The 20,177-nt window shown below is 63.4% G+C and carries 16 protein-coding genes and 1 pseudogene; 11 read left to right on the top strand and 6 right to left on the bottom strand.

The features are described 5' to 3' along the window. Positions 1-128: 128 nt before the first annotated feature. The 3 genes from IT540_RS00105 to IT540_RS00115 all read left to right on the top strand — a co-directional run bounded on the left by IT540_RS00105 (position 129) and on the right by IT540_RS00115 (position 2,285). Positions 129-578, top strand: coding sequence for a hypothetical protein (locus tag IT540_RS00105; RefSeq protein WP_291171588.1), 450 nt, complete (start codon positions 129-131; stop codon positions 576-578). A gap of 213 nt (positions 579-791) precedes the next feature. Then, the gene (gene fabI, locus IT540_RS00110) at positions 792-1,640 is read left to right on the top strand and encodes an enoyl-ACP reductase FabI (RefSeq protein WP_291171592.1); all 849 of its coding nucleotides are present in this window, start codon (positions 792-794) and stop codon (positions 1,638-1,640) included. A 57-nt stretch (positions 1,641-1,697) separates the two neighbouring features. Continuing rightward, positions 1,698-2,285, top strand: coding sequence for a histidine phosphatase family protein (locus IT540_RS00115; protein ID WP_291171594.1), 588 nt, complete (start codon positions 1,698-1,700; stop codon positions 2,283-2,285). A 413-nt stretch (positions 2,286-2,698) separates the two neighbouring features. Here IT540_RS00115 and IT540_RS00120 read toward each other — a convergent pair whose 3' ends face one another. Beyond that, positions 2,699-3,178, bottom strand: coding sequence for an SRPBCC family protein (locus IT540_RS00120; protein ID WP_291171597.1), 480 nt, complete (start codon positions 3,176-3,178; stop codon positions 2,699-2,701). A gap of 48 nt (positions 3,179-3,226) precedes the next feature. Between IT540_RS00120 and IT540_RS00125 the strand changes: the two genes are divergently transcribed. Both IT540_RS00125 and aroC read left to right on the top strand, forming a co-directional pair. Next, positions 3,227-3,556 carry a helix-turn-helix domain-containing protein gene (locus IT540_RS00125; RefSeq protein WP_291171600.1) on the top strand — a complete coding sequence of 110 codons (330 nt, stop codon included), beginning with the start codon at positions 3,227-3,229 and terminating at the stop codon, positions 3,554-3,556. A gap of 144 nt (positions 3,557-3,700) precedes the next feature. Then, positions 3,701-4,789, top strand: a complete 1,089-nt coding sequence (gene aroC / locus IT540_RS00130; protein ID WP_291171603.1) for a chorismate synthase — start codon at positions 3,701-3,703, stop codon at positions 4,787-4,789. Between the two features lie 131 nt (positions 4,790-4,920). Here aroC and IT540_RS00135 read toward each other — a convergent pair whose 3' ends face one another. Next, positions 4,921-6,438: a J domain-containing protein gene (locus IT540_RS00135; protein WP_291171606.1), complete on the bottom strand. Its 1,518-nt coding sequence runs from the start codon at positions 6,436-6,438 to the stop codon at positions 4,921-4,923. A gap of 351 nt (positions 6,439-6,789) precedes the next feature. Here IT540_RS00135 and IT540_RS00140 point away from each other — a divergent pair, with 351 nt between their 5' ends. After that, positions 6,790-7,809, top strand: coding sequence for a transporter (locus IT540_RS00140; protein WP_291171609.1), 1,020 nt, complete (start codon positions 6,790-6,792; stop codon positions 7,807-7,809). 108 nt (positions 7,810-7,917) lie between these two features. Here IT540_RS00140 and IT540_RS00145 read toward each other — a convergent pair whose 3' ends face one another. The 4 genes from IT540_RS00145 to IT540_RS00160 all read right to left on the bottom strand — a co-directional run bounded on the left by IT540_RS00145 (position 7,918) and on the right by IT540_RS00160 (position 14,259). Further along, positions 7,918-9,378: a lyase family protein gene (locus tag IT540_RS00145; protein ID WP_291171612.1), complete on the bottom strand. Its 1,461-nt coding sequence runs from the start codon at positions 9,376-9,378 to the stop codon at positions 7,918-7,920. A gap of 14 nt (positions 9,379-9,392) precedes the next feature. Then, positions 9,393-10,379, bottom strand: coding sequence for a hydrolase (locus IT540_RS00150; protein WP_291171615.1), 987 nt, complete (start codon positions 10,377-10,379; stop codon positions 9,393-9,395). A gap of 18 nt (positions 10,380-10,397) precedes the next feature. Continuing rightward, entirely contained in the window at positions 10,398-12,779 is a 2,382-nt protein-coding gene (locus tag IT540_RS00155; protein WP_291171618.1) for a hypothetical protein, read from the bottom strand. A 388-nt stretch (positions 12,780-13,167) separates the two neighbouring features. Next, on the bottom strand, positions 13,168-14,259 hold the full coding sequence (locus tag IT540_RS00160) for a LysR family transcriptional regulator (RefSeq protein WP_291171621.1): 1,092 nt from the start codon (positions 14,257-14,259) through the stop codon (positions 13,168-13,170). A 137-nt stretch (positions 14,260-14,396) separates the two neighbouring features. On the opposite strand from IT540_RS00160, the gene IT540_RS00165 reads away from it, so the two are divergent. The 5 genes and pseudogenes from IT540_RS00165 to IT540_RS00185 all read left to right on the top strand — a co-directional run bounded on the left by IT540_RS00165 (position 14,397) and on the right by IT540_RS00185 (position 20,156). Further along, a complete protein-coding gene (locus tag IT540_RS00165) occupies positions 14,397-15,713 on the top strand; it encodes a dicarboxylate/amino acid:cation symporter (protein ID WP_291171624.1) in 1,317 nt (438 codons plus the stop codon). Between the two features lie 298 nt (positions 15,714-16,011). Then, positions 16,012-16,884, top strand: a complete 873-nt coding sequence (locus IT540_RS00170) for an AraC family transcriptional regulator (RefSeq protein WP_291171626.1) — start codon at positions 16,012-16,014, stop codon at positions 16,882-16,884. Between the two features lie 163 nt (positions 16,885-17,047). Continuing rightward, a complete protein-coding gene (locus IT540_RS00175) occupies positions 17,048-17,623 on the top strand; it encodes a TonB-dependent receptor plug domain-containing protein (protein WP_291171629.1) in 576 nt (191 codons plus the stop codon). 12 nt (positions 17,624-17,635) lie between these two features. Continuing rightward, positions 17,636-19,327 (top strand): annotated as a pseudogene (locus IT540_RS00180) (TonB-dependent siderophore receptor); the annotation flags it as partial. Beyond that, positions 19,314-20,156: an ATP-binding cassette domain-containing protein gene (locus IT540_RS00185; protein WP_291171632.1), complete on the top strand. Its 843-nt coding sequence runs from the start codon at positions 19,314-19,316 to the stop codon at positions 20,154-20,156. The pseudogene IT540_RS00180 and the gene IT540_RS00185, both read left to right, overlap by 14 nt. Positions 20,157-20,177: the final 21 nt, after the last annotated feature.

Below are 20,177 nucleotides of genomic sequence, written 5' to 3' on the forward strand. Positions count from 1 at the left end.
CCTGCCTCTCATAAAACGGGACGCCCCTTTAGCACCTTTTAACCATGACCGGCCACAATGGCAGGCAAGCCGCCCGCAGTGTTTTTAGGGGTTGGCGGCGTGTTTGTCGTGTCCTGGAGTTGTCTGTCATGCGTCACGTGCTCGCGTTGGAGACCCTCGTTCTCGCCGCCGCAACCGCGGTGATGCTGGTGGCTTTCGTGTTCCTGTCGGGCAACGCGACGCTGGCCGACGAGGCTGCGTCGGAAGAGACCCGCTGCACGTGCCCGGATGCCGCGCGCAAGTCCACGCGCCCCAAGTTCGCCGACTTCAATCGGCCCCCGCTCGACGAATCCGACGAGATCGCCGCACTAGAGAGCATCCAGGTCGGCTTGAGCCGCATGGACGACGGCAGCCCCTTCGTCTGGAAGCGCTCGAACGGACGCCTGTCGGGCATCGTGCGCCCGACCAGCTCGTTCCGTAACACGGCGGGCGCCCTGTGCCGCCATGTCGTCGTCTTGCTCACCACCGGCTTCAAGACGCGAACCGCGGAAGGCGTCGCCTGCCGCTCCGCCAACCGCCGCTGGGTGCTCGAAGGTTAGGCGTGAGGGTGCAGGCCCTACGCGCCGCAAACCAGTTAAATCTGTGAAACGCCAAAGCCTTACGGAAACCTTACCGGGGCCTGTAAGCTTGCGGCAAGGCGCTGCGGCCCCCCTTTGGTACTCCCGCGTGGATGCGGCCGCGAGGCCATCTGGACCGGCATGCCCTTTTGTGTAGGATGCGCGCAAATTTCCGCACAAGGGGATCGCGAGCAAATGACCGAAACGGCGTCGGGAGCAGGGCAACTTGCCGGCACACTCATGGCTGGCAAGCGCGGCCTCATCATGGGCGTCGCGAACAACCGCTCCATCGCTTGGGGCATCGCCAAGGCCGCGGTCGCGCAGGGCGCCGAGGTGGCGCTGACCTACCAGGGCGACGCGCTGAAGAAGCGCGTCGAGCCGCTGGCCGCGGAGCTGGGCTCCAAGCTCGTGCTGCCGTGCGACGTGGCCGACACGCCCTCCGTCGACGCCCTGTTTGCCGAGCTCGGCAAGGCCTGGGGCCGCCTCGATTTCCTTGTCCACGCCATCGCCTTCTCCGACAAGAACGAGCTCGACGGCCGTTATGTGGACACGACCGAAGCCAACTTCACGCAGACCATGCTGATCTCGTGCTTCTCGCTGACGGCGCTGGCCCAGCGCGCCGAGAAGCTGATGACCGACGGCGGCTCGATCATCACCCTCACCTACTACGGCGCCGAGAAAGTGATGCCGCACTACAATGTCATGGGCGTCGCCAAGGCTGCGCTCGAGGCGTCCGTCCGCTACCTCGCGGCCGACCTCGGCAAGAGCGCGATCCGCGGCAACGCCATCTCAGCGGGCCCCATCAAGACGCTGGCCGCGTCGGGAATCTCGGACTTCCGCTACATCCTGCGCTGGAACGAGTACAATTCCCCGCTGAGGCGCACCGTGACCATCGAGGACGTGGGCGGCGCCGGCGTCTATCTCCTGTCCGACCTTTCCAAAGGCGTGACGGGCGAGATCCATCACGTGGACGCCGGCTATCACGTGCAGGGCATGAAGAACGAGGACGCGCCCGACATTTCCGTCGTCAAGAACGACGGCTGACGTCCCGAGCCCCGGAGGGAGCGTTCGCGGGCGTGCCGTCGCCGAGCAAGATCATCGATGCCGGACCACCCGACGATCTACTTCATCCGCCACGGCGAGACCGACTGGAACCGCGACCGCCGCTACCAGGGCCAGAAGGACATCCCGCTCAACGAGACCGGCCGCGCCCAGTCCCGTCGCAACGGCATCGCGCTTCGAACGTTTTTACCCGCCATAGCCGACGCCGAGTTCATAGCGAGCCCACTCATTAGGGCGCGCGAGACCATGGAGATCATCCGGGCCGAGTTGGGTCTCGCACCCGAGGGCTATGCGATCGACGCGCGCCTCATGGAACTGTGCTACGGCGTCTGGGAAGGCACGCTGCAGGACGACATCAAGAAGCACGATCCCGATGCCTTCGCCGCGCGCGCAGAGGACCCCTTTCGCTGGCGCCCTGATGCGGGCGAGAGCTACGCCGACCTGTTGGCCAGGGTCACGGGTTGGGCCGAAGCGCGCCGCGGCAACCGCGTCGTCGTCTCGCACGGCGGCGTCTCGCGCTGCCTGCGCGCCCATTTCCTGGGCCTCGACCCCGAGCTGATCCCGGACCTCGAGAGCCCCCAGGACCGCGTGCTGATCCTGACCCGCGGCAGCATGCGCTGGCTCTGAAGCGCGTTATGTTCACCTGAGCATGGTTGACCCGGGCCATGACGCGAGGAGAGCGTGCTTCAAGCCAAACCGATCTCGCAACAACGGCACAACCGAACGCAGCCCAAAAAAAGAGAGCCGGAGCAGCGGCTGCTCCGGCTCTCCCGTATGCGAACGACAAGGCGCAGATCTCTCGACCACGGTTGCTCAGACCGTGAGGAGAAATCCGCAGAGACGCAAAAACGCGGCACAACCGCAACGGCCCGAGCTCTTGGCTCGGCCGGGCACCCCGTGCGTCGTATGCAGCCTCCTTTCGGGAACGCACAGAACGCAGGGCATCTGCCTGATTACCTGCGTCGCGGCCCCATGCAAAATGAATCCGATCGCGGGGGGGGTCGTCCACCCGTCCGGACGCAGCGCGCTCCCGCGCGCGATTACTTGTACATGCCGTCGCGCAGGTTGATACCGTATTCGAGATTGCCCTTGAGCGCGCAGAGCATTTGCGTCCAGCCGTGGCAGTTGCCGTACGAGGCCTTGAGCCCTTGGGGCGTCTCGCCCCAGCCTTCCTCCGCGATCGTGACCAGCGTCCGCCCGTCCTCGAGCGGCTCGAACGTCATGGTCACCGTGCTGTCGTAGCCGGCAGACTTGGCGCCCGCGTCGCCGTCGGAGGCATCGCCTTCATGCGCGGCCCAGCGCAGCACGATCCTCCGGTTGGTTTCGACCTCCGCGACCTCGACCGGAAACTCCCCCGCGAAATCATGGAAGCTCCAATAGACGGTGGCGCCCGGCTCGAGCCGCCCCTTTGCGCCCCCGGTCGTGAAATAGCCCGACAGCAGCTGCGGATTGACGACGGCCTCGAACACCTCGCCCACCGGCTTCGCGATCCGACCGGTCACTTTGAACTTGAGATCCATGACGCGCACTCCCTTGCTGCTGGGTTTATTATGTTATATTTATATAACATGTCAACCGACGAGGAAAATGAAAGAACTTTCAAGGCGCTATCGGCCGCCACGCGGCGGTCGATTCTCGATGTGCTGAAGGATCGTCCGCAGACGACGGGAGCGCTGTGCGCGCATTTTCCGACGCTCGACCGCTGCACGGTCATGCAGCACCTGAAAGTGCTCGAGGACGCGGAGCTGGTCATCGTGCGCCGCAAGGGGCGCGAGCGCTGGAACTACCTCAACCCGCTGCCCATCAAGCATATCCACGACCGCTGGATCGGCCCCTATGCCGCGCATGCAGTCGACATTCTCGATCGCCTGAAGCGCGACCTCGAAAGGTCGGAATAACGCACACGTGCCGCGCCCTCCACTTGCTGCGGGAGCGCGCGGCCCTTATGAGAGGCAATACGATTTTCGTATTGGCCTGAGTTGTCGATACGCGCGTTTCCGAAATCCGGGCTGCGCGCGCAGCAGCCCCAAATAGCGGCGTTCATGTCACACAACACCTTCGGCCGCCTGTTCCGCATGACGACCTGGGGCGAGAGCCACGGGCCCGCCATCGGCTGCGTCGTGGACGGCTGCCCACCCGGCATTCCGCTCACCGCCGAGGAGATCCAGGCGCATCTGGACCGGCGCAAGCCCGGCCAGTCGCGCTTCACCACCCAGCGCCGCGAGGCCGACGCCGTTGAGATCCTCTCCGGCGTCTTCCCCGACGCCGAGGGACGCCAGGTCACCACCGGCACGCCGATTGCACTCCTGATCCACAACACCGATCAGCGCAGCAAGGACTACGGCGAGATCAAGGACGTCTTCCGCCCCGGCCACGCCGATTACACTTACTGGGCCAAGTACGGCATCCGCGACTACCGCGGCGGCGGCCGCTCGTCCGCGCGCGAAACGGCCATGCGCGTCGCCGCAGGCGCCATCGCGCGCAAGGTGCTCGGCCCCGACATCGTCATCCGCGGCGCGCTGATCCAGATCGGCGAGCTCAAGATCGACCGCTCCCGCTGGGACTGGGAAACCGTCGATAGCAATCCGTTCTTCGCACCGGACCCGTGCATGGTGCCCGAGTGGACGCACTACCTCGACAGCGTGCGCAAGAACGGCTCCTCCGTCGGCGCCGTCGTCGAGGTGGTGGCCGAGGGCGTGCCCGCCGGGCTCGGCGCCCCGCTCTACGGCAAGCTCGATCAGGACCTCGCGTCCGCCATGATGAGCATCAACGCGGTGAAGGGCGTCGAAATCGGCGCCGGCATGGCGGCGGCAGAGCTCACGGGCGAGGCCAACGCCGACGAGATCCGCATCGGGCTTGACGGCAAGCCGCGCTTCCTTTCGAACAACGCCGGCGGCATCCTGGGCGGCATCTCGACCGGCCAGCCGGTGGTCTGCCGCTTCGCCGTGAAGCCGACGTCGTCGATCCTGACCCCGCGCCAGACCATCGACGCCGAGGGTCACGAGACGGAGATCGTCACCAAGGGCCGCCACGACCCGTGCGTCGGCATCCGCGCCGTTCCGGTGGGCGAGGCCATGATGGCGCTGGTTCTGGCCGACCACCTGCTGCGCCACCGCGCCCAGCGCGGCTGAGCGCCCTCACCCGACGCTTCGCGCCGAACCGCTGCCGCCTTCTTCACCTCTCCCCGATGGGGAGAGGTCGGAAGCGATCGCAAGATCGCTTCCGGGTGAGGGGGCACTGCACTATCGGCAATTGACGAAGCCTATCCCGCGCCCTGTCCGGAGATGATATCCCAGGCGGCGTTGATCTGCTTCAAGCGCAGTTCGCGCATCGCACGATCGGCCGGATCCCTGGCATGATCCGGGTGCCAGCTCAGACGCAGGCCGTCGATGATCTTCTTGATCGCGGCTTCGTTCACGTCCGGCGCTATGCCCATGCCGAGAACGCTGAGCGCCTCCTCCCGCGTACGCGGCATCGCGTCCCCCAACGGAACCGGCGACCCGCCCGGCAACGTGGGCGACGCATCGAGATCGCGGCCCGTCAAAGGCTCGGCCACGAGCGTCAGCTCACCCTTCGTGGTGCGCTCGCCGTCCGGCGCAGCGCTCCTGCCGAGCGACACCGCGGAAATATCACGCGAGAGTGCCGGAACGGGAGGCACGCGACGGCGCCGCCAAACGACAGTGAGCGTGAGCAGCGTAAGCATCGCGAGCGAGGCCACGGTAATGACGGTGGCGTCCACACGCAGCGGCCCACCGGACGCCGTGACGGGCAGCAGCGGAGACTCCGCCTCGCTTTCCGACAACGCGAGCCGATCCGGAGCAGACGTGGCACCGCCGGCCACCTCGGATTGGACAGCAGTCCCCTCGCTAGCAGGCGACACCACCGACGGCTCCGGCAAGGCACCCGTCGCGCCGACGCTCGGTTTGGCATCCGGCGGCGGCTCGGGCGCGCTCGCACTATTGATGATTTTTGGAACGACGGGCGCAACCTCCGCGGCATGGCCGCTGGCAGACGGCTCGGTCTTTACCGGCTCCGGTGCCGGCGGGGGCGCCGCCTTGGGCGTCGACGCCTCCATCGGCTGAGGCGGAGGCTGCGGCGCGGGCGGCTCCTTCTGCGGTGCCTTTCTGATCGGCTTGGGATGGGGCGGCGGGATAGGCTCGCTGCCCTGAGCCTCGGCACCCGGCTCGGATGCGGGCGTAGGGCGGGAAGGTGCCGCGTCCGCCATTGCGCCGCGCGGCACCGAGTCCTTGACGAAGATGCCGTCGACGCCGAGCATCGGCGCGAACCCCGCCGGCATCGGCACCGTGACGCGGCGGATTCTGGCCAGACGCTCGGCGCAGAAGCGCCGCATCCCGCCTTCGAATTCCCCCTGGCGAGCGCACGGCGCGTCGGGCGGCAGGCTCCAGCGCGCCGGCATCTCGAGCTCGAGCCGGCCGCCGGAGATGAAGGCGCGCCCGTCACGAGTCGCTTCCGCGGCGGCAGCAACCTCGACCCAGGGCACGCGCCTGCCGCCGCAATCGAGATCGAAGCGGTGCACCGTCCAGCGACGGCACAGGTCCGGATCGACAGGAGAGCAGGCGCGGAACTCCCGCTGCTCGCGATGGCCGATCACGGGATGGCCTTCGTCTTCGGCGGGCGTCAGGACCGGCTGGCCACCGACGACCCTGCAGGAATACGGCATGACGTGCAGTTCGTCGGCGCGCACGCCGGACGAGCCGAGGAGCAGTACCCCGGCGACGAGGAAGGACAACCTGCTGCCGCAAAATCTGAACGCGCGCATGAGCTCCCATCCTGGCGTTCGAGAATCCGGCTCAGATACCCCCGAGACCTGGGCGCATTTGCGGCATCGCCACAAAGATTTTGCGCTGAATTGTCGCCACTTAGCAAAAAACGATGGGCGCCGCACAACGCCGGCGCCGTGGATCGAGCTAAGTCCCGTCCCTTCGGCCTGGCGACGGCAGACACAGGGGCGCAAAGGCGCGCACCCAAGTAACCATTCTTGATCGAGCATCCCCTTCCAAACACTCAGCGCAGGCAGCGAATCGACATAGGAGTGTCTGAGCGCAGACGTTCTTGTTTCCCGGAGCAAACGAAACAGAAGGCAGAAAACCCACGCAACTGGAGCAAGTCCATGCGATTGCGAACGGTTTTCCACTCAGCAACAGCGATCTCCGCCACCGTGGCATGGGCGGCAGCCGGACACGCGGCGGAGAATGCCGCGGGCTTCTATCTGCTTGGCGCCAAGACCGCCATGGCGGGCTACGTGCCACCGCCTGGCACCTACGTGACCGACATCAACTATTTCTACTCCGGTAAGGCGGGTGGTCAGGCGGCTGTGGGCATCGCGCTGAGGCAGACGGGCTCCATCCTAGACATTGATGCCGACGTCCGGATCGATGCCGACGCCTACGTCAACGCCCCGGTCGCGCTCTGGATCGCGCCGGAAAAGGTGCTCGGAGGAAACATCGGCTTCGGCATCATGGTGCCTGTCGGGCGAAAGAAGGTTGATGTCGGCATTGACGCGCATATCGATCTCACGCTGCCGAACGGCACCGTCATCGAGCGCGACCGCCGCTTCGACTACGACGAGGCCTCGGTCAGGTTCGGAGATCCCGTGCTCAACGCCCTTATCGGCTGGCATCACGGCAACTGGCACTTGTCTGTCGGAGCCCTGCTCAACGTCCCGATCGGCCCATGGGACACCGACAGCATCACCAACGTATCGTTCCATCACTGGGGGCTCGACACGACCGGCGCCGTGACGTGGCTCGATCCGGCACGCGGCCACGAGGTCTCCGTCGCGGCCGGCTTCACGTTCAACTGGGAGAACCGCGCGACCGACTACAAGACCGGCACGGAATTCCATGTCGAGTGGGCCTTGATCCAGCACGTCTCGAAGGCGTTCTCGCTCGGCCTCTCCGGCTATCACTATCAGCAATTGACCGGCGACAGCGGCGCCGGCACCACGCTCGGCGATTTCGAGGGTCGCGTGACGGGCCTGGGACCGGTTCTGACCTACAGCTTCGAATGGGGGAAGATACCCGTCACGGCGCAGCTCGAGTACATTCACGAGTTCGAAGCCGTGAACCGCGCCGAAGGCGACATGGGCATGCTCAACATCTCGATGCCGCTATCGGTTGCGGGGCACTGATCCGGAAGCCACACGCTGTTGAAAGCCAACGGCCGGCGCTCAGGAAAGCCCTCCAACATGATGCAGCGAACAAGCGCGGCACGCGCGTCCGAATGATCGGAAAGCCCTCTAATCTACGGGATCAGATCGCCTCGATATTTCGACGCGCCTGATGACCTCTTCCACGGAGGCGCGTGCAAGACCAAGGTACCCGTCGACCTCGAGGAGCTTGTCGATGTCTGCCGCCGGCAGCAACCGGGATGCAGTCGGATCGTCCAGCAAGGCGGCGCGGAACGCGACGTTTCTTTGCATGGCACGGTGGATGATGTCATGGACGAGCTTGTCGGCCTCCTCTTTTCCGAGCTCAGCCGAAAGCGCGAAAGCGACGCGCTGCGCCATGATGAACCCGTTGGTCCGCGCGAGGTTCTTTCGCATGGCGTCACGGTTGACCTCGATCTGCTCGAGCAGCTCTTGGGCGGTCTTGAGGTTGTCCCCTGACTTAATCGAGATCTCCTCGAGCGCGGAGTTCGGCCCGGAGGTGTTGTCGCGCTCGAAGAAGTTCACGACGTCGTCGAGAACGACCTCGGCGAGGCGTGGAATCGTACGCGACGCCTGGATCAAAACCTCCGACTTCTTCGGATTGATCTTCTGCGCCATCGAGCTGCTGCTGACGGATTTCGTATCGCGGGGCTCGTCGGTCTCGCCGATATCCGTGATCTGCAGAAGAAAGAGCTCCTGGCCGATATGCCCGAACGATTTGCTGATCAGAGCGAGCGTCAGGGCATAGTTGGCGTAGACATCGCGCGACCCGTGCCAGTCGTCCGGATAGGGCGCACGCAGGCCCAGCTCCTTCGCGAACGATTTCTCGATGTCCATCGCGCGCTCGCCAAGTCCCGCGTAGGTACCGACCGCCCCCTTGAGGATCGCCGACTGCTCCAATTCGGCGAGGACAAGCTTGAGACGCTCGATGTTCCGGCGGTTCTCGCCAATCCACGTGCTGACCTTCTTTCCGAAGGTGATTGGCAGGGCGTGCTGTCCAAGCGTGCGCCCTGGCATCACGGCATCCTGGTTTGCACGCGCCAGCCCAATCATGACGGACTCGATCTCGCGAAGACGGCCGATGAGCAGCACCGTCGACCTGCGCAATTGAAGCGTCAGCGCCGTGTCGTAAACGTCCACCGTGGTCGCACCGTAGTGCACATACTGCCGCGTGCTCGCATCGAGGGATCTGCGCCAAACGTTGAGCAGCGCGACCATGCGGTGCTGAACGACCTTCCGTTCCTCTGCGATTTCATCGAGCGGGGCGAAGCGGATGTGCGCCTTGCGCGTGATTTCGGCCGCAGCGGCTTTCGGAATGGCCCCATACGCGGCCTGCGCGCGGGCAAGAGCGGCTTCAATGTCGAGAACGTACTGGTTCGTCTGGTCGTAATCGAAAACCGCTTCGATCGCGTCGCGGCGATCGCTGTGTGCAATCGGTTCGGAGAATACGGCCCCGGATGCAAGTGCCGTCGCCGCAGCCGCGAGCGACCCGAAGAGCAGCAGAAATCCCAACTTGCTCGCGGATGCCATCTCTTTGCGGACGTCGCGCATGCGGTCGAGACACCTCACGAGCCGGGAAGCGGCTGGCCAGCCAGGATGGCCGCCCCAGCGGGTGCCATTCTGTCAGCCTCGTGCCCGACGCCGGGAACCTCGGCGAGCCGCCAATCGAACCGCGCCCCCATCCGGGCCGAAACACGCCGCGAGCGCTCGAAGTAGAAGTGGCCACGCTCGTAGCGCGTCCTCCCCTGCGCAATGGCATCGGGATCGCTTCTGAGGCCAGCGTAGTTGACGTCGGACCCGCCTAGCAACAGCGTGAAGTCGCACGCGAAGGCCGCGCGCAGGGTCCGCGACGCGATCGGCGCATCGCGCAGCCCGTAGGGATACTGATACTCGCTGTCCGGCAGCATGTACCAGCCGGGATTGGCCGCAACCGCGCGATCGATCATCCGGCAGCCCGAGTGCAGGACATATCGCTGAATGAATTGCGATCCCGCGCCGTGCCCGAACATGCTGAACTTGCGTCGCGTGCTGCCGAGGCTGGCCGCCGCCGTACGGAAGGCCTGCTCGACCACATGGAAGGCCGTTTGCATCCAGGGCTTGGGCTGCAAGCGCTGGCTCATCACGTTGCCCATGTTGTAGGTCCAGGGTCCTGGCCACTTCTCGGCCGTGAATTCCGGCACGAGCAGGATGGCGCCGTAGCGATCCGCAAGCGGGCGCCAGGTATCGTAGTAGTCGAACGCCAGATGGCGATGCGCATCACGCCGCATGCCGGGCATCACCACCCAGATAGGGCTTTGGGACGACGCCGACGAGGGGCGGTACGTATACACGGTGACCGGCCCGCGCGGCACGTTGGCGACCTCGAACGCGCCGTGCCCAACGGGCATGGCCTCGCCGCTCCCGGGATCGAAGTGCCGTTCCGTTGCATGAGCCGCGACGCGGCCCGATGCGATCACGGCCATCACGACCGCCAAGCGAAGGATCGTCGTACCGAGCATGCGCAAGGCTCCGATCTCGTGGGCGCGTTTGGGATATTGAGTTCTCTTGTCCATTTGCCATCGCCTCCACGATCAGAACTTGATGCGGGTACCGGCGTAGCCGATCATGAGGTCGGTGAGAGGCACGGGGCTCGGCCCGGTAACTCCCGTAGTGGTCCGGAACTGAACGCCTTCCGTGTCGAAGGTGTAGTAGCGGAAGCCCGCGTACACATCCATGCCGGCGGCATCGATATCCTGCGAGATGGCCGCACCGATCATTTGCAGCCGGCTGTCCGTGACCTCGCGGAGATCCGCCTCGCGCAGGCCCGTGATGGCGTCGTCCACCTGGGCGAACTCGCCGTAGATGGATGTGTCGCCAAACGACCAGAAATCCCGTCGCAAGCCGAAGGCCGTGTAGAGGTAGTCGATTGGAGGACGGTTGCTGCCCGCCGGCGTGACAAGGCCGACCGTGTTCTCTCCGAAAACCGCTTGCGCCGACTCATCGAAGCCATGGAACTCCCGGCGCACGTATGCGGCTGTTCCAAATAGCCCGCTCGGAATATGAAGCAGGCTCGCCGAGCCCTTGTATTCCTCACGGTCGCGCCGGCTGTTCGGACGACCGTTCTCGTCCGTGTCGCGCAGATAGCCGGCACCGAAGCGGAACTTCCAATCGTTGTAGTTGATGCCGTACTCGGCCGCGAAATCGTAGAAGTCGTCCTCGCCCCAGGCCACGGCCATGTCCACATTTCCCCATTGGCCGGAGATGCGGGGCGCGTCGTAGCGCACGACGTCGCGCCGCAAGGTGTCCACGCTCGCTCCAGCGGAAATGTCATTCAGCGTCGTGGTGAAGGCACCCGAGATGACGAGGGCGCCGTCTCCCTGCTCGTACGAATCCGCGCGCCTCAGGTAGAAACTCCCGCCGATCGTCGCAATGTTTGCGGCGCCCGGCATGATGCCTCCGACGTCCTTGAGAATGATGTTGTCCGTCGCCGGCGAGGTGTGACCGACGGTCACCGTTCCAAGGCTGTTGCTCCTCATCCACCATGCGGCTTCTCGTTGCTCGATCTGCCCTTCTCCGGACTGATTGAGCTGGTCGACGTCGTTGGCCGCCTTGTCATCGAGCCCGAGCGAGAGGATGTAGCCGGCGCTCCAGCCGCGCGCGATCCTGGCGGCCCCCTTGAACTCCAGGCGGCTCCGGGACGCGGTGTTGTCCACGACGTAGACATCCTTGTCAGCCCCGTCGTCCCACGCCAAGAGCATGCGATTGATGTGGCCGGAGACTGTCAGCGAGACATTGCGATTGCCTTTTCTCGCCTCCATTTCCTCCAGCTCTGCGATCCGATCTTCAATATCCCCGATCGTCGCGGGCGACGTGTCCGGCACGATCGGCGTCAGCGCTCCCTTGGAGGGCGAGGGAGGGTCGAGCAGGAACGTCAAGCCGACGGTGCCGCCGTAGAAGAACACGTCGTCCTTCGCGCCCACGTCGCGGTTGCCATCGATGTCTTCGACGCTAGCGAAATGCTGGAGAGGCGTGCTGACGTTGTTCAGCCACAGGAACGAGCCGGAAGCCGTGAGAAAGACGTTGTCGGTCAGCTTGAGTTCGAGCCGGGGATTGATCTCGAGCCCTTGCGCAAAGACGCTCGCGCTGTGGGACGTGTCGAAACTTCTGAGGTCCGGACGGTTCTCGGAGACGTATGTCCGGTTGCGGTCGACGAAGTTATTGTAAAATCCCCCTTTGACGCTTCCGCCGATACGAACGAAGTCGCCGACATCGAACATGTGCTGCAAACCGATCTGCATGCCGAGCAGGTAGTTGTCCGTGCGGATGCTGACGTGGTCGCGCTGATTGTCGGATCCGAGCCACGGCACGTCGTCGGCCTGGTCCATGGTGGTCGACGAGAGCTGCTCCCCGAAATAGATGCCGCGCGCGCCGATCAGCAGCCCCGGAATGCCGAACGGGCGCACGACATTTGCCTCGGCGCCGAACAGCTTCGTCTCGTGATGCACCGTCATCCCGAAGATGTTGTCCGAGTTGGTGGAGGTGATGTCGGCTCCCGGTCCGTCGTCATAGACGGCATCGGTATTGGTTCCGGTCCCCTGGTTCAGGTCCAGCTTTGTCTGCTCCAATCCGATCGGATTCATATAGAAGGCGGAGAACTCGACCGGCTGGTCGAAGATCGTGCCCTGCAGCGTGCCGCGCAGTCCGGCCGTATAGTCCTCGCCTTTGAGCTCGGAGGAGTTGAACGGAACAAACCTTGTCGCCGCCGGCGGGCTGTCTCCAAGTGCGGTGAACGGAAACTCGGGCAGATCCTCGCGGCGGTAGATCAGGCCTTCGATTGTGAGAACGCTCTGCTCCCGGGATCTCGTGACACGCGGCCCCGCGTCATCATCCTCGCTCCCCCCAGTTACGGAGCTGTCCTCCTCGAAGCCGCCCGTGTCCCGCTCGTCGTCCCCGTCCGCGACGGCTGGCGACATTGGAAAGGACAGCGCGAGCAGCACCGCGGCAGATAGGATCGCCCAAGGTGCGCTAGACCTGGAGACAAGATATTTGAGCTTTGGACAATCGTCGTTTTGCCCACCATGAACGGCACGCAGCATTCCCAACCCCCAACACATTTATGCGCCGCGCTTGTGCCCGTTCAGTCGCGCGGCATTGGGCGGGAGTTTGCCGATGAAAGTTCCAAAACAGGATACGAAATACCGGAAGAGTCATTCAGGAATCTGCAACAATGCAGACAATATTATTGTATTTCAATGCTATAGAAAGGCTCAACAATCGCAACGAGGCTTCGGAATTTTTCTCCGTGTTGCGTCGCGTCCTCATATCCAGCGGCATGCGGATGAATGCGTGGAGTGGATTTGGCTACTCTTCCCGATCATTCGAGATGAATTCAACGGACGCGAAATGATCCGGACTCTGGTTCTTGAATTCGGTCAGCGTGCGTTGCAGGCACTGGATCAAAACCCTGGCGTTCGAGGACGGCGTCTGATCCCTGTGATGCACATATCCGAACGAGATCCAGCGCTCGGGGTCCAGCGGCCGAAATATGACCTCGCTGAGATCAAGGCCCCGCGCGCTCAGCCGATCGAACACCGCGATGCCGGCGCCATCACTGGCCAACTGGCAGGCCATCAGGGATGAACGCGTTTCGACGACATAGCGCCCGGTCTCGCCGCTGGAGCGCATGTAGTCGTTCATCTGTTGACGCCAGATCTGATCCTCCCAGAGCCCGAGCAGGTCTTCTCCCGCCAGATCCACAGCGCTCACGCGCCGTCGGGCGGCAAGGGGATGGTCTTTCCGCATCACCGCTTCGAGCCGCACTTTGAACATCGGATGGTTCTTGAGCTCGACAAGTGCGTGCGTGACGGGCAGCGATGCAATCGCAAGATCGAACCGCCGCAACCCCGCCAGGCTGTCCAGATCGAACCGAGACAGAACGTCGACGGCGCAACGGAGCTTCGGATTCTCCCGGCGCAGAAGCGCAACGGCGGGAGACACCAGTCCTTGTGCAATGCGCGGCGTGGTGATGATCTTGAGCTGTTTTTCGCTTGTCTGGATGTCCTTGGCGATGCGCGGAATCTCGCCCAAGCCCGCGAGAATGTGACGGGTGGCAATATAGAAGGCCTCCCCGTTCTTTGTGACGCGGAGTGCCCGGCCCGAACGGTCGAAAAGAAGAAGGTCGAGCTCTTCCTCGAGCAGCGCGACGAGGCGGCTCACCGCCGGCTGGCTGAGGCCAAGGGCGTTCGAGGCCGCCGTAAGCGATCCTCCCTCGACTATCAGTTGGAAAGCGCGAAGCGCCTTTAGATTCATTTCCGTCGCCCCGATGCGGTGAAGCATTCGGCGCCAACTTGCTGCATTCGAGGTCTTGCTCCAACAGGTTTCGCGCCAGCGCTCCCACATTAACGTTGACTGGTCCGCACGCAGGCCACCGAGCCGGTTGCCGTCGCGATCCATGCAGAGAGCAAAAGAGATCAAAGCTTCAACGCATGAGTCGCCATCTGCGTGAGCATGATCCGGTGAAAGACGCTCTGCGCCATACGACAACGGGCCTATACTCGAGGAAAAATTTTCGCCTAGGGAGGTGGGGACCCATGTTGCAGACAACGACTGCAGGCGCTTCTTTGCCTGAAGCCTCTGTCAAGCGGCCGTTCTACACGCAGCTTTACGTGCAGGTGCTGACGGCGATCGTGATCGGCGTGCTCCTCGGCCACTTCTATCCCGACATTGGCGTCGCAATGAAGCCGCTCGGCGACGGCTTCATCAAGCTGATCAAGATGATCATAGTCCCGGTGATTTTCTGTACGGTGGTGCATGGCATAGCGTCCATGTCGAACCTCAGAGCCGTCGGGAGCACCGGCATCAAGGCGCTCATCTATTTCGAGATCGTGACCACGCTTGCGCTCATCATCGGCCTTGTCGTCTCCAACGTCATCCGCCCGGGTGACGGCATGAACATCGACCCCAGCAAGCTCGACGGAGCCGCCGTCTCGAGCTACGTGACGAAAGCTGAAGGGCAAAGCACCATCGAGTTCCTTCTCGACATCATCCCGAGAACTGTCGTCAGCGCGTTCGTCGACGGCAACATCCTTCAGGTTCTGCTGTTTGCGATTCTGTTCGCTTTCGCGCTTCAGGGCTTGGGTCAGCGCGGCAAGCTGATCCTCGACCTCGTGGATCAGGCCTCGCACGTCTTCTTCGGTATCGTCGGCATCATCATGCGGGCGGCGCCGATCGGAGCGTTCGGCGCCATGGCATTCACGATCGGAAAATACGGTGTCGAGACTCTCGGCTCGCTCGCGACGCTCATGGCAACGTTCTATCTGACGTGCCTGATCTTCATCTTCCTCGTGCTCGGCACCATCGCCAAGTTCGCCGGCTTCAACATTTTCAAATTCATCCGGTACATCAAGGACGAGCTGCTCATTGTCCTCGGCACGTCATCCTCCGAGTCCGTGCTCCCCAGGATGATCACGCGCATGAAGCGTCTGGGCTGCGACGAGTCCGTCGTCGGACTCGTCATCCCCACGGGCTACTCGTTCAACCTCGATGGCACTTGCATATATCTGACGATGGCCACCCTGTTCCTGGCCCAAGCCACCAACGTCGATCTGTCTCTGGCACAGCAGCTCGGAATCCTCGGAATCCTTCTTCTGACATCGAAGGGCGCAGCCGGCGTGACGGGCTCTGGCTTTATTGTGCTTGCAGCCACGCTCGCATCCACCGGCACGATCGATGTTCATGCGATGGCGATCATCCTCGGCATCGATCGCTTCATGTCGGAAGCGAGGGCCTTGACCAATCTCGTGGGCAACGGCGTGGCAACGGTAGTCGTCGCCAAGTTGGAGGGAGCACTCGACGTGGAACGAATGCGGGCCGAGCTCGATCGCCGTTCGAGCCCTGACGCGGGTTAATCGCTTGCGCGGCCGGTGTTGAGTCCGGAGCCCTCCGAATCTCCGCCCCCTCAATCCCGCGCTGCCGTTCGGATAGCTCTCGAGCACCGACGCGGTTCCGACGATCGGACGTTCCAGCCTGGGCGAGCACTACCTCGGCTCCGATCAGGTCGTGACAGCCCCCGCACGATCAGAAGATCTTATAGTCCCTGAAGTTTTTCGAGGGCCAGACAGTCAACCGTTGATATTCTTTACACAATTAGTATAGTTTTTTCCCGACAGCCTTGTTCCCTGGGCAGCCCATCGAGAGGGGCCTCCGATGACCTTTCATCCTCGCATGAAGAGCAGCCTCAAGGGGATCTCGGTCATCAATGCCCTTCACCGAACGTGGAATGGGATTGTAGCCGATGTCTGGCAGGTCCGCTGCCAAGACGCGGAAGGCGAGTACGAATCACCCGATCCGCGCCTGTTCGTGGCGCTCCAGATGCGCGGCGACGGCAGCTTCAACCTGGACGCTCCGGGCGCGCACCGCGTTTTCTCTTCTTCCATCACCTATGTCCCGGCAGGAAGGTTCCTCCGCAGTCGCTCCTACGGCATCTCGTATGTGCGTCATCTCGATCTGCATTTCGACGTCGAGGCGCTGCGGCGCCAGTTCGGCGCCGCTCTCGACGAGCAGCGCCTCGGCGAGCTCAGACTACTCTTTCAGGATGAGCACTTGCTGGCAATCTGCCAACTCATCGCCGCCGAATGCATGAATCCGGACCCGCTGCACAGCCTTTACGGCGACAGTCTCGCCACGGCCCTCGTCGCCAAGCTCTTCGAGGTGAGAAAAACGAAGGGGCGCCACCGTCCCAGGTTGTCCGAGCAGCAGTTACGGCTGGTCATGGACTTCATGGAGGACAACTATAACGAGCCTATCAGGCTCAGCGAGATGGCGGCGCTCACCGGTCTTTCCCAGATCCAGTTCAGCCGTGCATTCAAGGAGACCGTCGGGATGCCGCCTCACGCGCGGCTCCAGGAGATCAGGGTAAGGAAGGTGCAGGAGTTCCTGTCGGTGCACGATTGGCCGCTGACCGAGATCGCAACGGCCGCAGGATTCGCCGACCAGGCGCATCTGACCCGCGTGTTCAAGCGCATCACCGGACTGACGCCCGCCTATTGGGCACGGCAGTGTGCGCTGCGCGGTAAATAACCTCGCAGTGTGGCGGATACACACCGCTTTCCACGCCAATCCGTTCAAATCCGGCCGAGATCGTTCAATCTCCCCAATCAAACTTGATTTATCCAATCAACTTACTCCGAGCGTAGCCGTGCCGGCTCTGGCGCGGCCAGCTACCGAAACTGTGGGGATTGCAATGGGGAATAGTGCTCTCAACCGAGCGACGCGCGCGGGCGGCACCGCCGCGATGGCAGTATTGATGCTGCCGCTGGCCGCGTCAGCGCAAAATGCCGAGGGACCGACCGAGCTAGAACCGGTCACTGTCACCGGTACGCAGCCCAAGTCCGCCAAGAAAAACGCGAAGAAGAAGTCCCCGCCGGCCGCCGCACAATCGGCACCCACACCGCAAGCGCCGTCAGAGGCCCCACGGGGTCCGAGCACGACATCGGCCACCGGAGCCGTCAACGGCTTCGTCGGAACAGATACGACGACCGGATCCAAGTCGCCGACAGCCATCAAGGACATTCCACAGTTCGTTTCGGTCGTCGGGCGCGACGAGATCGACACTCAGGGTGCCCAGAAGGCCGACGAGGCCCTGCGCTACACCTCCGGCGTGTTCGCGCAACCGTTCGGTGCGGATACCGATATGAACTGGCTCTTCATCCGCGGGTTCGACGCGACACAAAAGGGCATCTACCTGGATGGACTGCAGCTCTACAATCATGCTTTCGGCTCGTTCTACGTCGACTCGTTCGCCCTCGAGCGGATCTAGGTCCTCAAGGGGCCTGCATCGGTCCTCTATGGCGGCAGCAATCCGGGCGGCATCGTCAACTACGTGAGCAAGCGACCCACGGGCGAACGATTGCGCTACCTGGAAGCCGGCATCAACGATGTGGGCAACGCCTACCTTGGCTTCGACATCGGAGATCGGGCGACCTCCACCCTCGACTATCGCGTCACCGGCCGCATTGCCGGCGGCGACGGCTACAGCGATTTCCAGGACGACGGCTTCCGCGGCTTCATCTCTCCCACGCTGCGATGGTCTGATGACCAGACCAGCTTCACGCTACTCGCCAACTACAGCCACATCGACGAGATCCACGGCGGCGGCAGCTTTCTGCCGTATGTGGGCACCGTCGTGCCGGCCTCCTTCGGACGCATTCGGCGCGACTTCAACCCCACAGAGCCCGACCTCGACACCTACGAGCGCGAGCAAGGATCGATCGGCTACGAGTTGGAGCACAAGCTCACCGACGACCTGATCGTGCGGCAGAACGCGCGCTATAGCGCCGCCGATGTGAAGGAAGTTCAACTTTATCCGTTTGGCTACGTCTCGGCTGAGGAGCTTTTCCGCGTCAACTTCGGCCATGACACAACCGTATCGACGTTTCTCATCGACAATCAGGTCGAATGGAGAACGCGTGGTCTGTTCGCCGAGCACACGATTCTGGCTGGCGTAGACTACAAGTACTTCAACATCGATCAGGTGCAGTCATCGGCGTATTGGATGGATCCCGCGACTCCGATCAATGTCGTCAACCCTGTCTACGGCGTGCCGCAGTCGCCGCGCGTGAGCTACCTCAACCAGGATCTTACGCAGGAGCAGATCGGAACCTACATCCAGGATCAGATCCGCTTCGGCGGCGGCTGGCTCGTCACGCTCAATGGCCGTTACGACTGGGTATCGACGGAGGTGCATGACCGCCCGAACTTCTATTCGCCGCCGGGTTTCCTAGGCGCACCCGCGAAGAGCGACGCCGGGGAAGCATCCGGGCGAGCGGGCATCGCCTATACGCTCGCCAACGGCCTCACGCCCTATGCCAGCGCCGCGACCTACTTCAATCCCGTCATCGGAGCCACGCTGGAGGGCGATCTTTTCCAGCCCGAGACTGGGCAGCAGTATGAATTCGGGTTCAAGTATGCGCCGCGGTTTCTCGACGCGATCATCACCGCCTCGTGGTTCGACCTGACCCGGCAGAACGTCCTCACCGCCAACCCCGCGAACATCAACTTCCAGGTGCAGACCGGCGAGGTCACCTCGCATGGCTTCGAGATCGAGGCCAAGGCCAACGTGACGGAGCAGCTCCGTGTCACGGCGGCCTTCACGGCGCTCGACCTCGAGATCACGAAGGACAACGACGCGTCGATCGTCGGCAAGCAGCCGTTTGTCGTTCCGGAGGTCATGGCCTCGGCCTTTGCCGACTACACGTTCCGCGGCAACGCACTGGACGGCGTGTCGATCGGCGCCGGCGTGCGCTATTACGGCTCGTCCTGGGCCGATCAGCAGAACACGCTCAAGGTGCCCGACGTGACGCTGTTCGACGCCCGCATCGGCTACGACTGGGGAGACTGGGGCATCGACCTCAACGTGACCAATATTTTCGACGAAAAGTACGTGGCAAGCTGCCAGGGCGCGGACGTATGCAGCTATGGCGAAGGCCGTGTCGTAAAACTGAAGTCGCATGTTGCCTGGTAGTGCTGAAAGCATTGTCCCGAGCTCAAGCGCCGCCGCCGATTCCTCGGCGGCGGCCTTTCCGCTTTTCCGCCTTGCCGATGTGAGCTTCGAAATTTCAGGGCGCCGCGTGCTGGACGGCCTCACCGCAACACTCGAAACGTCGCATATGTTCGCACTCGTCGGCCCCAACGGATCCGGCAAGAGCTCCCTTCTCAGGCTGCTCGCCCGCCAGGAGGCTCCATCGAACGGACGGCTGGACTATCGCGGCAGAAGCATCGCCGCCATCGGCCGACGCGAATTTGCACGCTCTGTCGCCTTTCTTCCCCAGTTCCCGCCCCCTGCCGACAGCATGAACGTGCGCGAGCTCGTCGCGCTCGGGCGCTTCCCCTGGCATGGCCCGCTTGGGCGCTTCACGGAGAGGGATGCCGAGAAGACCGAAGAGGCGCTGCGGCGCACCGATCTCCTGCAGATGGCGGATCGGATCGTCGATACGCTCTCGGGCGGCGAGCGCCAGCGTGTGTGGCTCGCGATGATGCTGGCACAGGAGACCAACTGCCTCCTTCTCGATGAGCCGACATCGGCGCTCGACGTGGCGCACCAGGTCGAGATCCTGGCCTTGATCCGGGAGCTCAGCTACGAGCGCGCGATGGGCGTCGTCATCGTCCTGCACGATGTCAATCTGGCGGCGCGCTATTGCGACGAGATCCTGGCCTTGAAGAGCGGACGGCTCATCGCACGCGGGCCAGCCACCGAGATCGTGACCAGCACGGTTCTCGAACAGATCTACGGCATCGAGATGGGAGTTGTGCCGAATCCGTCCACCGGCTTGCCGATGAGCTATGTGCGCTGATGCGGAGCCGGCCTCCCGAGA

Origin of the sequence: Hyphomicrobium sp. (assembly GCF_020852195.1) — a bacterium.
Taxonomy (GTDB): Bacteria; Pseudomonadota; Alphaproteobacteria; order Rhizobiales; family Hyphomicrobiaceae; genus Hyphomicrobium_C.

Excerpts from the sequence above, each read along its gene's own strand:
- IT540_RS00105 (WP_291171588.1), top strand. The coding sequence starts at position 129 with ATGCGTCACGTGCTCGCGTTGGAGACCCTCGTTCTCGCCGCCGCAACC.
- fabI (WP_291171592.1), top strand. The coding sequence starts at position 792 with ATGACCGAAACGGCGTCGGGAGCAGGGCAACTTGCCGGCACACTCATG.
- IT540_RS00115 (WP_291171594.1), top strand. The coding sequence starts at position 1,698 with ATGCCGGACCACCCGACGATCTACTTCATCCGCCACGGCGAGACCGAC.
- IT540_RS00120 (WP_291171597.1), bottom strand. The coding sequence starts at position 3,178 with ATGGATCTCAAGTTCAAAGTGACCGGTCGGATCGCGAAGCCGGTGGGC.
- IT540_RS00125 (WP_291171600.1), top strand. The coding sequence starts at position 3,227 with ATGTCAACCGACGAGGAAAATGAAAGAACTTTCAAGGCGCTATCGGCC.
- aroC (WP_291171603.1), top strand. The coding sequence starts at position 3,701 with ATGTCACACAACACCTTCGGCCGCCTGTTCCGCATGACGACCTGGGGC.
- IT540_RS00135 (WP_291171606.1), bottom strand. The coding sequence starts at position 6,438 with ATGCGCGCGTTCAGATTTTGCGGCAGCAGGTTGTCCTTCCTCGTCGCC.
- IT540_RS00140 (WP_291171609.1), top strand. The coding sequence starts at position 6,790 with ATGCGATTGCGAACGGTTTTCCACTCAGCAACAGCGATCTCCGCCACC.
- IT540_RS00145 (WP_291171612.1), bottom strand. The coding sequence starts at position 9,378 with ATGCGCGACGTCCGCAAAGAGATGGCATCCGCGAGCAAGTTGGGATTT.
- IT540_RS00150 (WP_291171615.1), bottom strand. The coding sequence starts at position 10,379 with ATGGACAAGAGAACTCAATATCCCAAACGCGCCCACGAGATCGGAGCC.
- IT540_RS00155 (WP_291171618.1), bottom strand. The coding sequence starts at position 12,779 with ATGTCGCCAGCCGTCGCGGACGGGGACGACGAGCGGGACACGGGCGGC.
- IT540_RS00160 (WP_291171621.1), bottom strand. The coding sequence starts at position 14,259 with ATGGATCGCGACGGCAACCGGCTCGGTGGCCTGCGTGCGGACCAGTCA.
- IT540_RS00165 (WP_291171624.1), top strand. The coding sequence starts at position 14,397 with ATGTTGCAGACAACGACTGCAGGCGCTTCTTTGCCTGAAGCCTCTGTC.
- IT540_RS00170 (WP_291171626.1), top strand. The coding sequence starts at position 16,012 with ATGACCTTTCATCCTCGCATGAAGAGCAGCCTCAAGGGGATCTCGGTC.
- IT540_RS00175 (WP_291171629.1), top strand. The coding sequence starts at position 17,048 with ATGGGGAATAGTGCTCTCAACCGAGCGACGCGCGCGGGCGGCACCGCC.
- IT540_RS00185 (WP_291171632.1), top strand. The coding sequence starts at position 19,314 with ATGTTGCCTGGTAGTGCTGAAAGCATTGTCCCGAGCTCAAGCGCCGCC.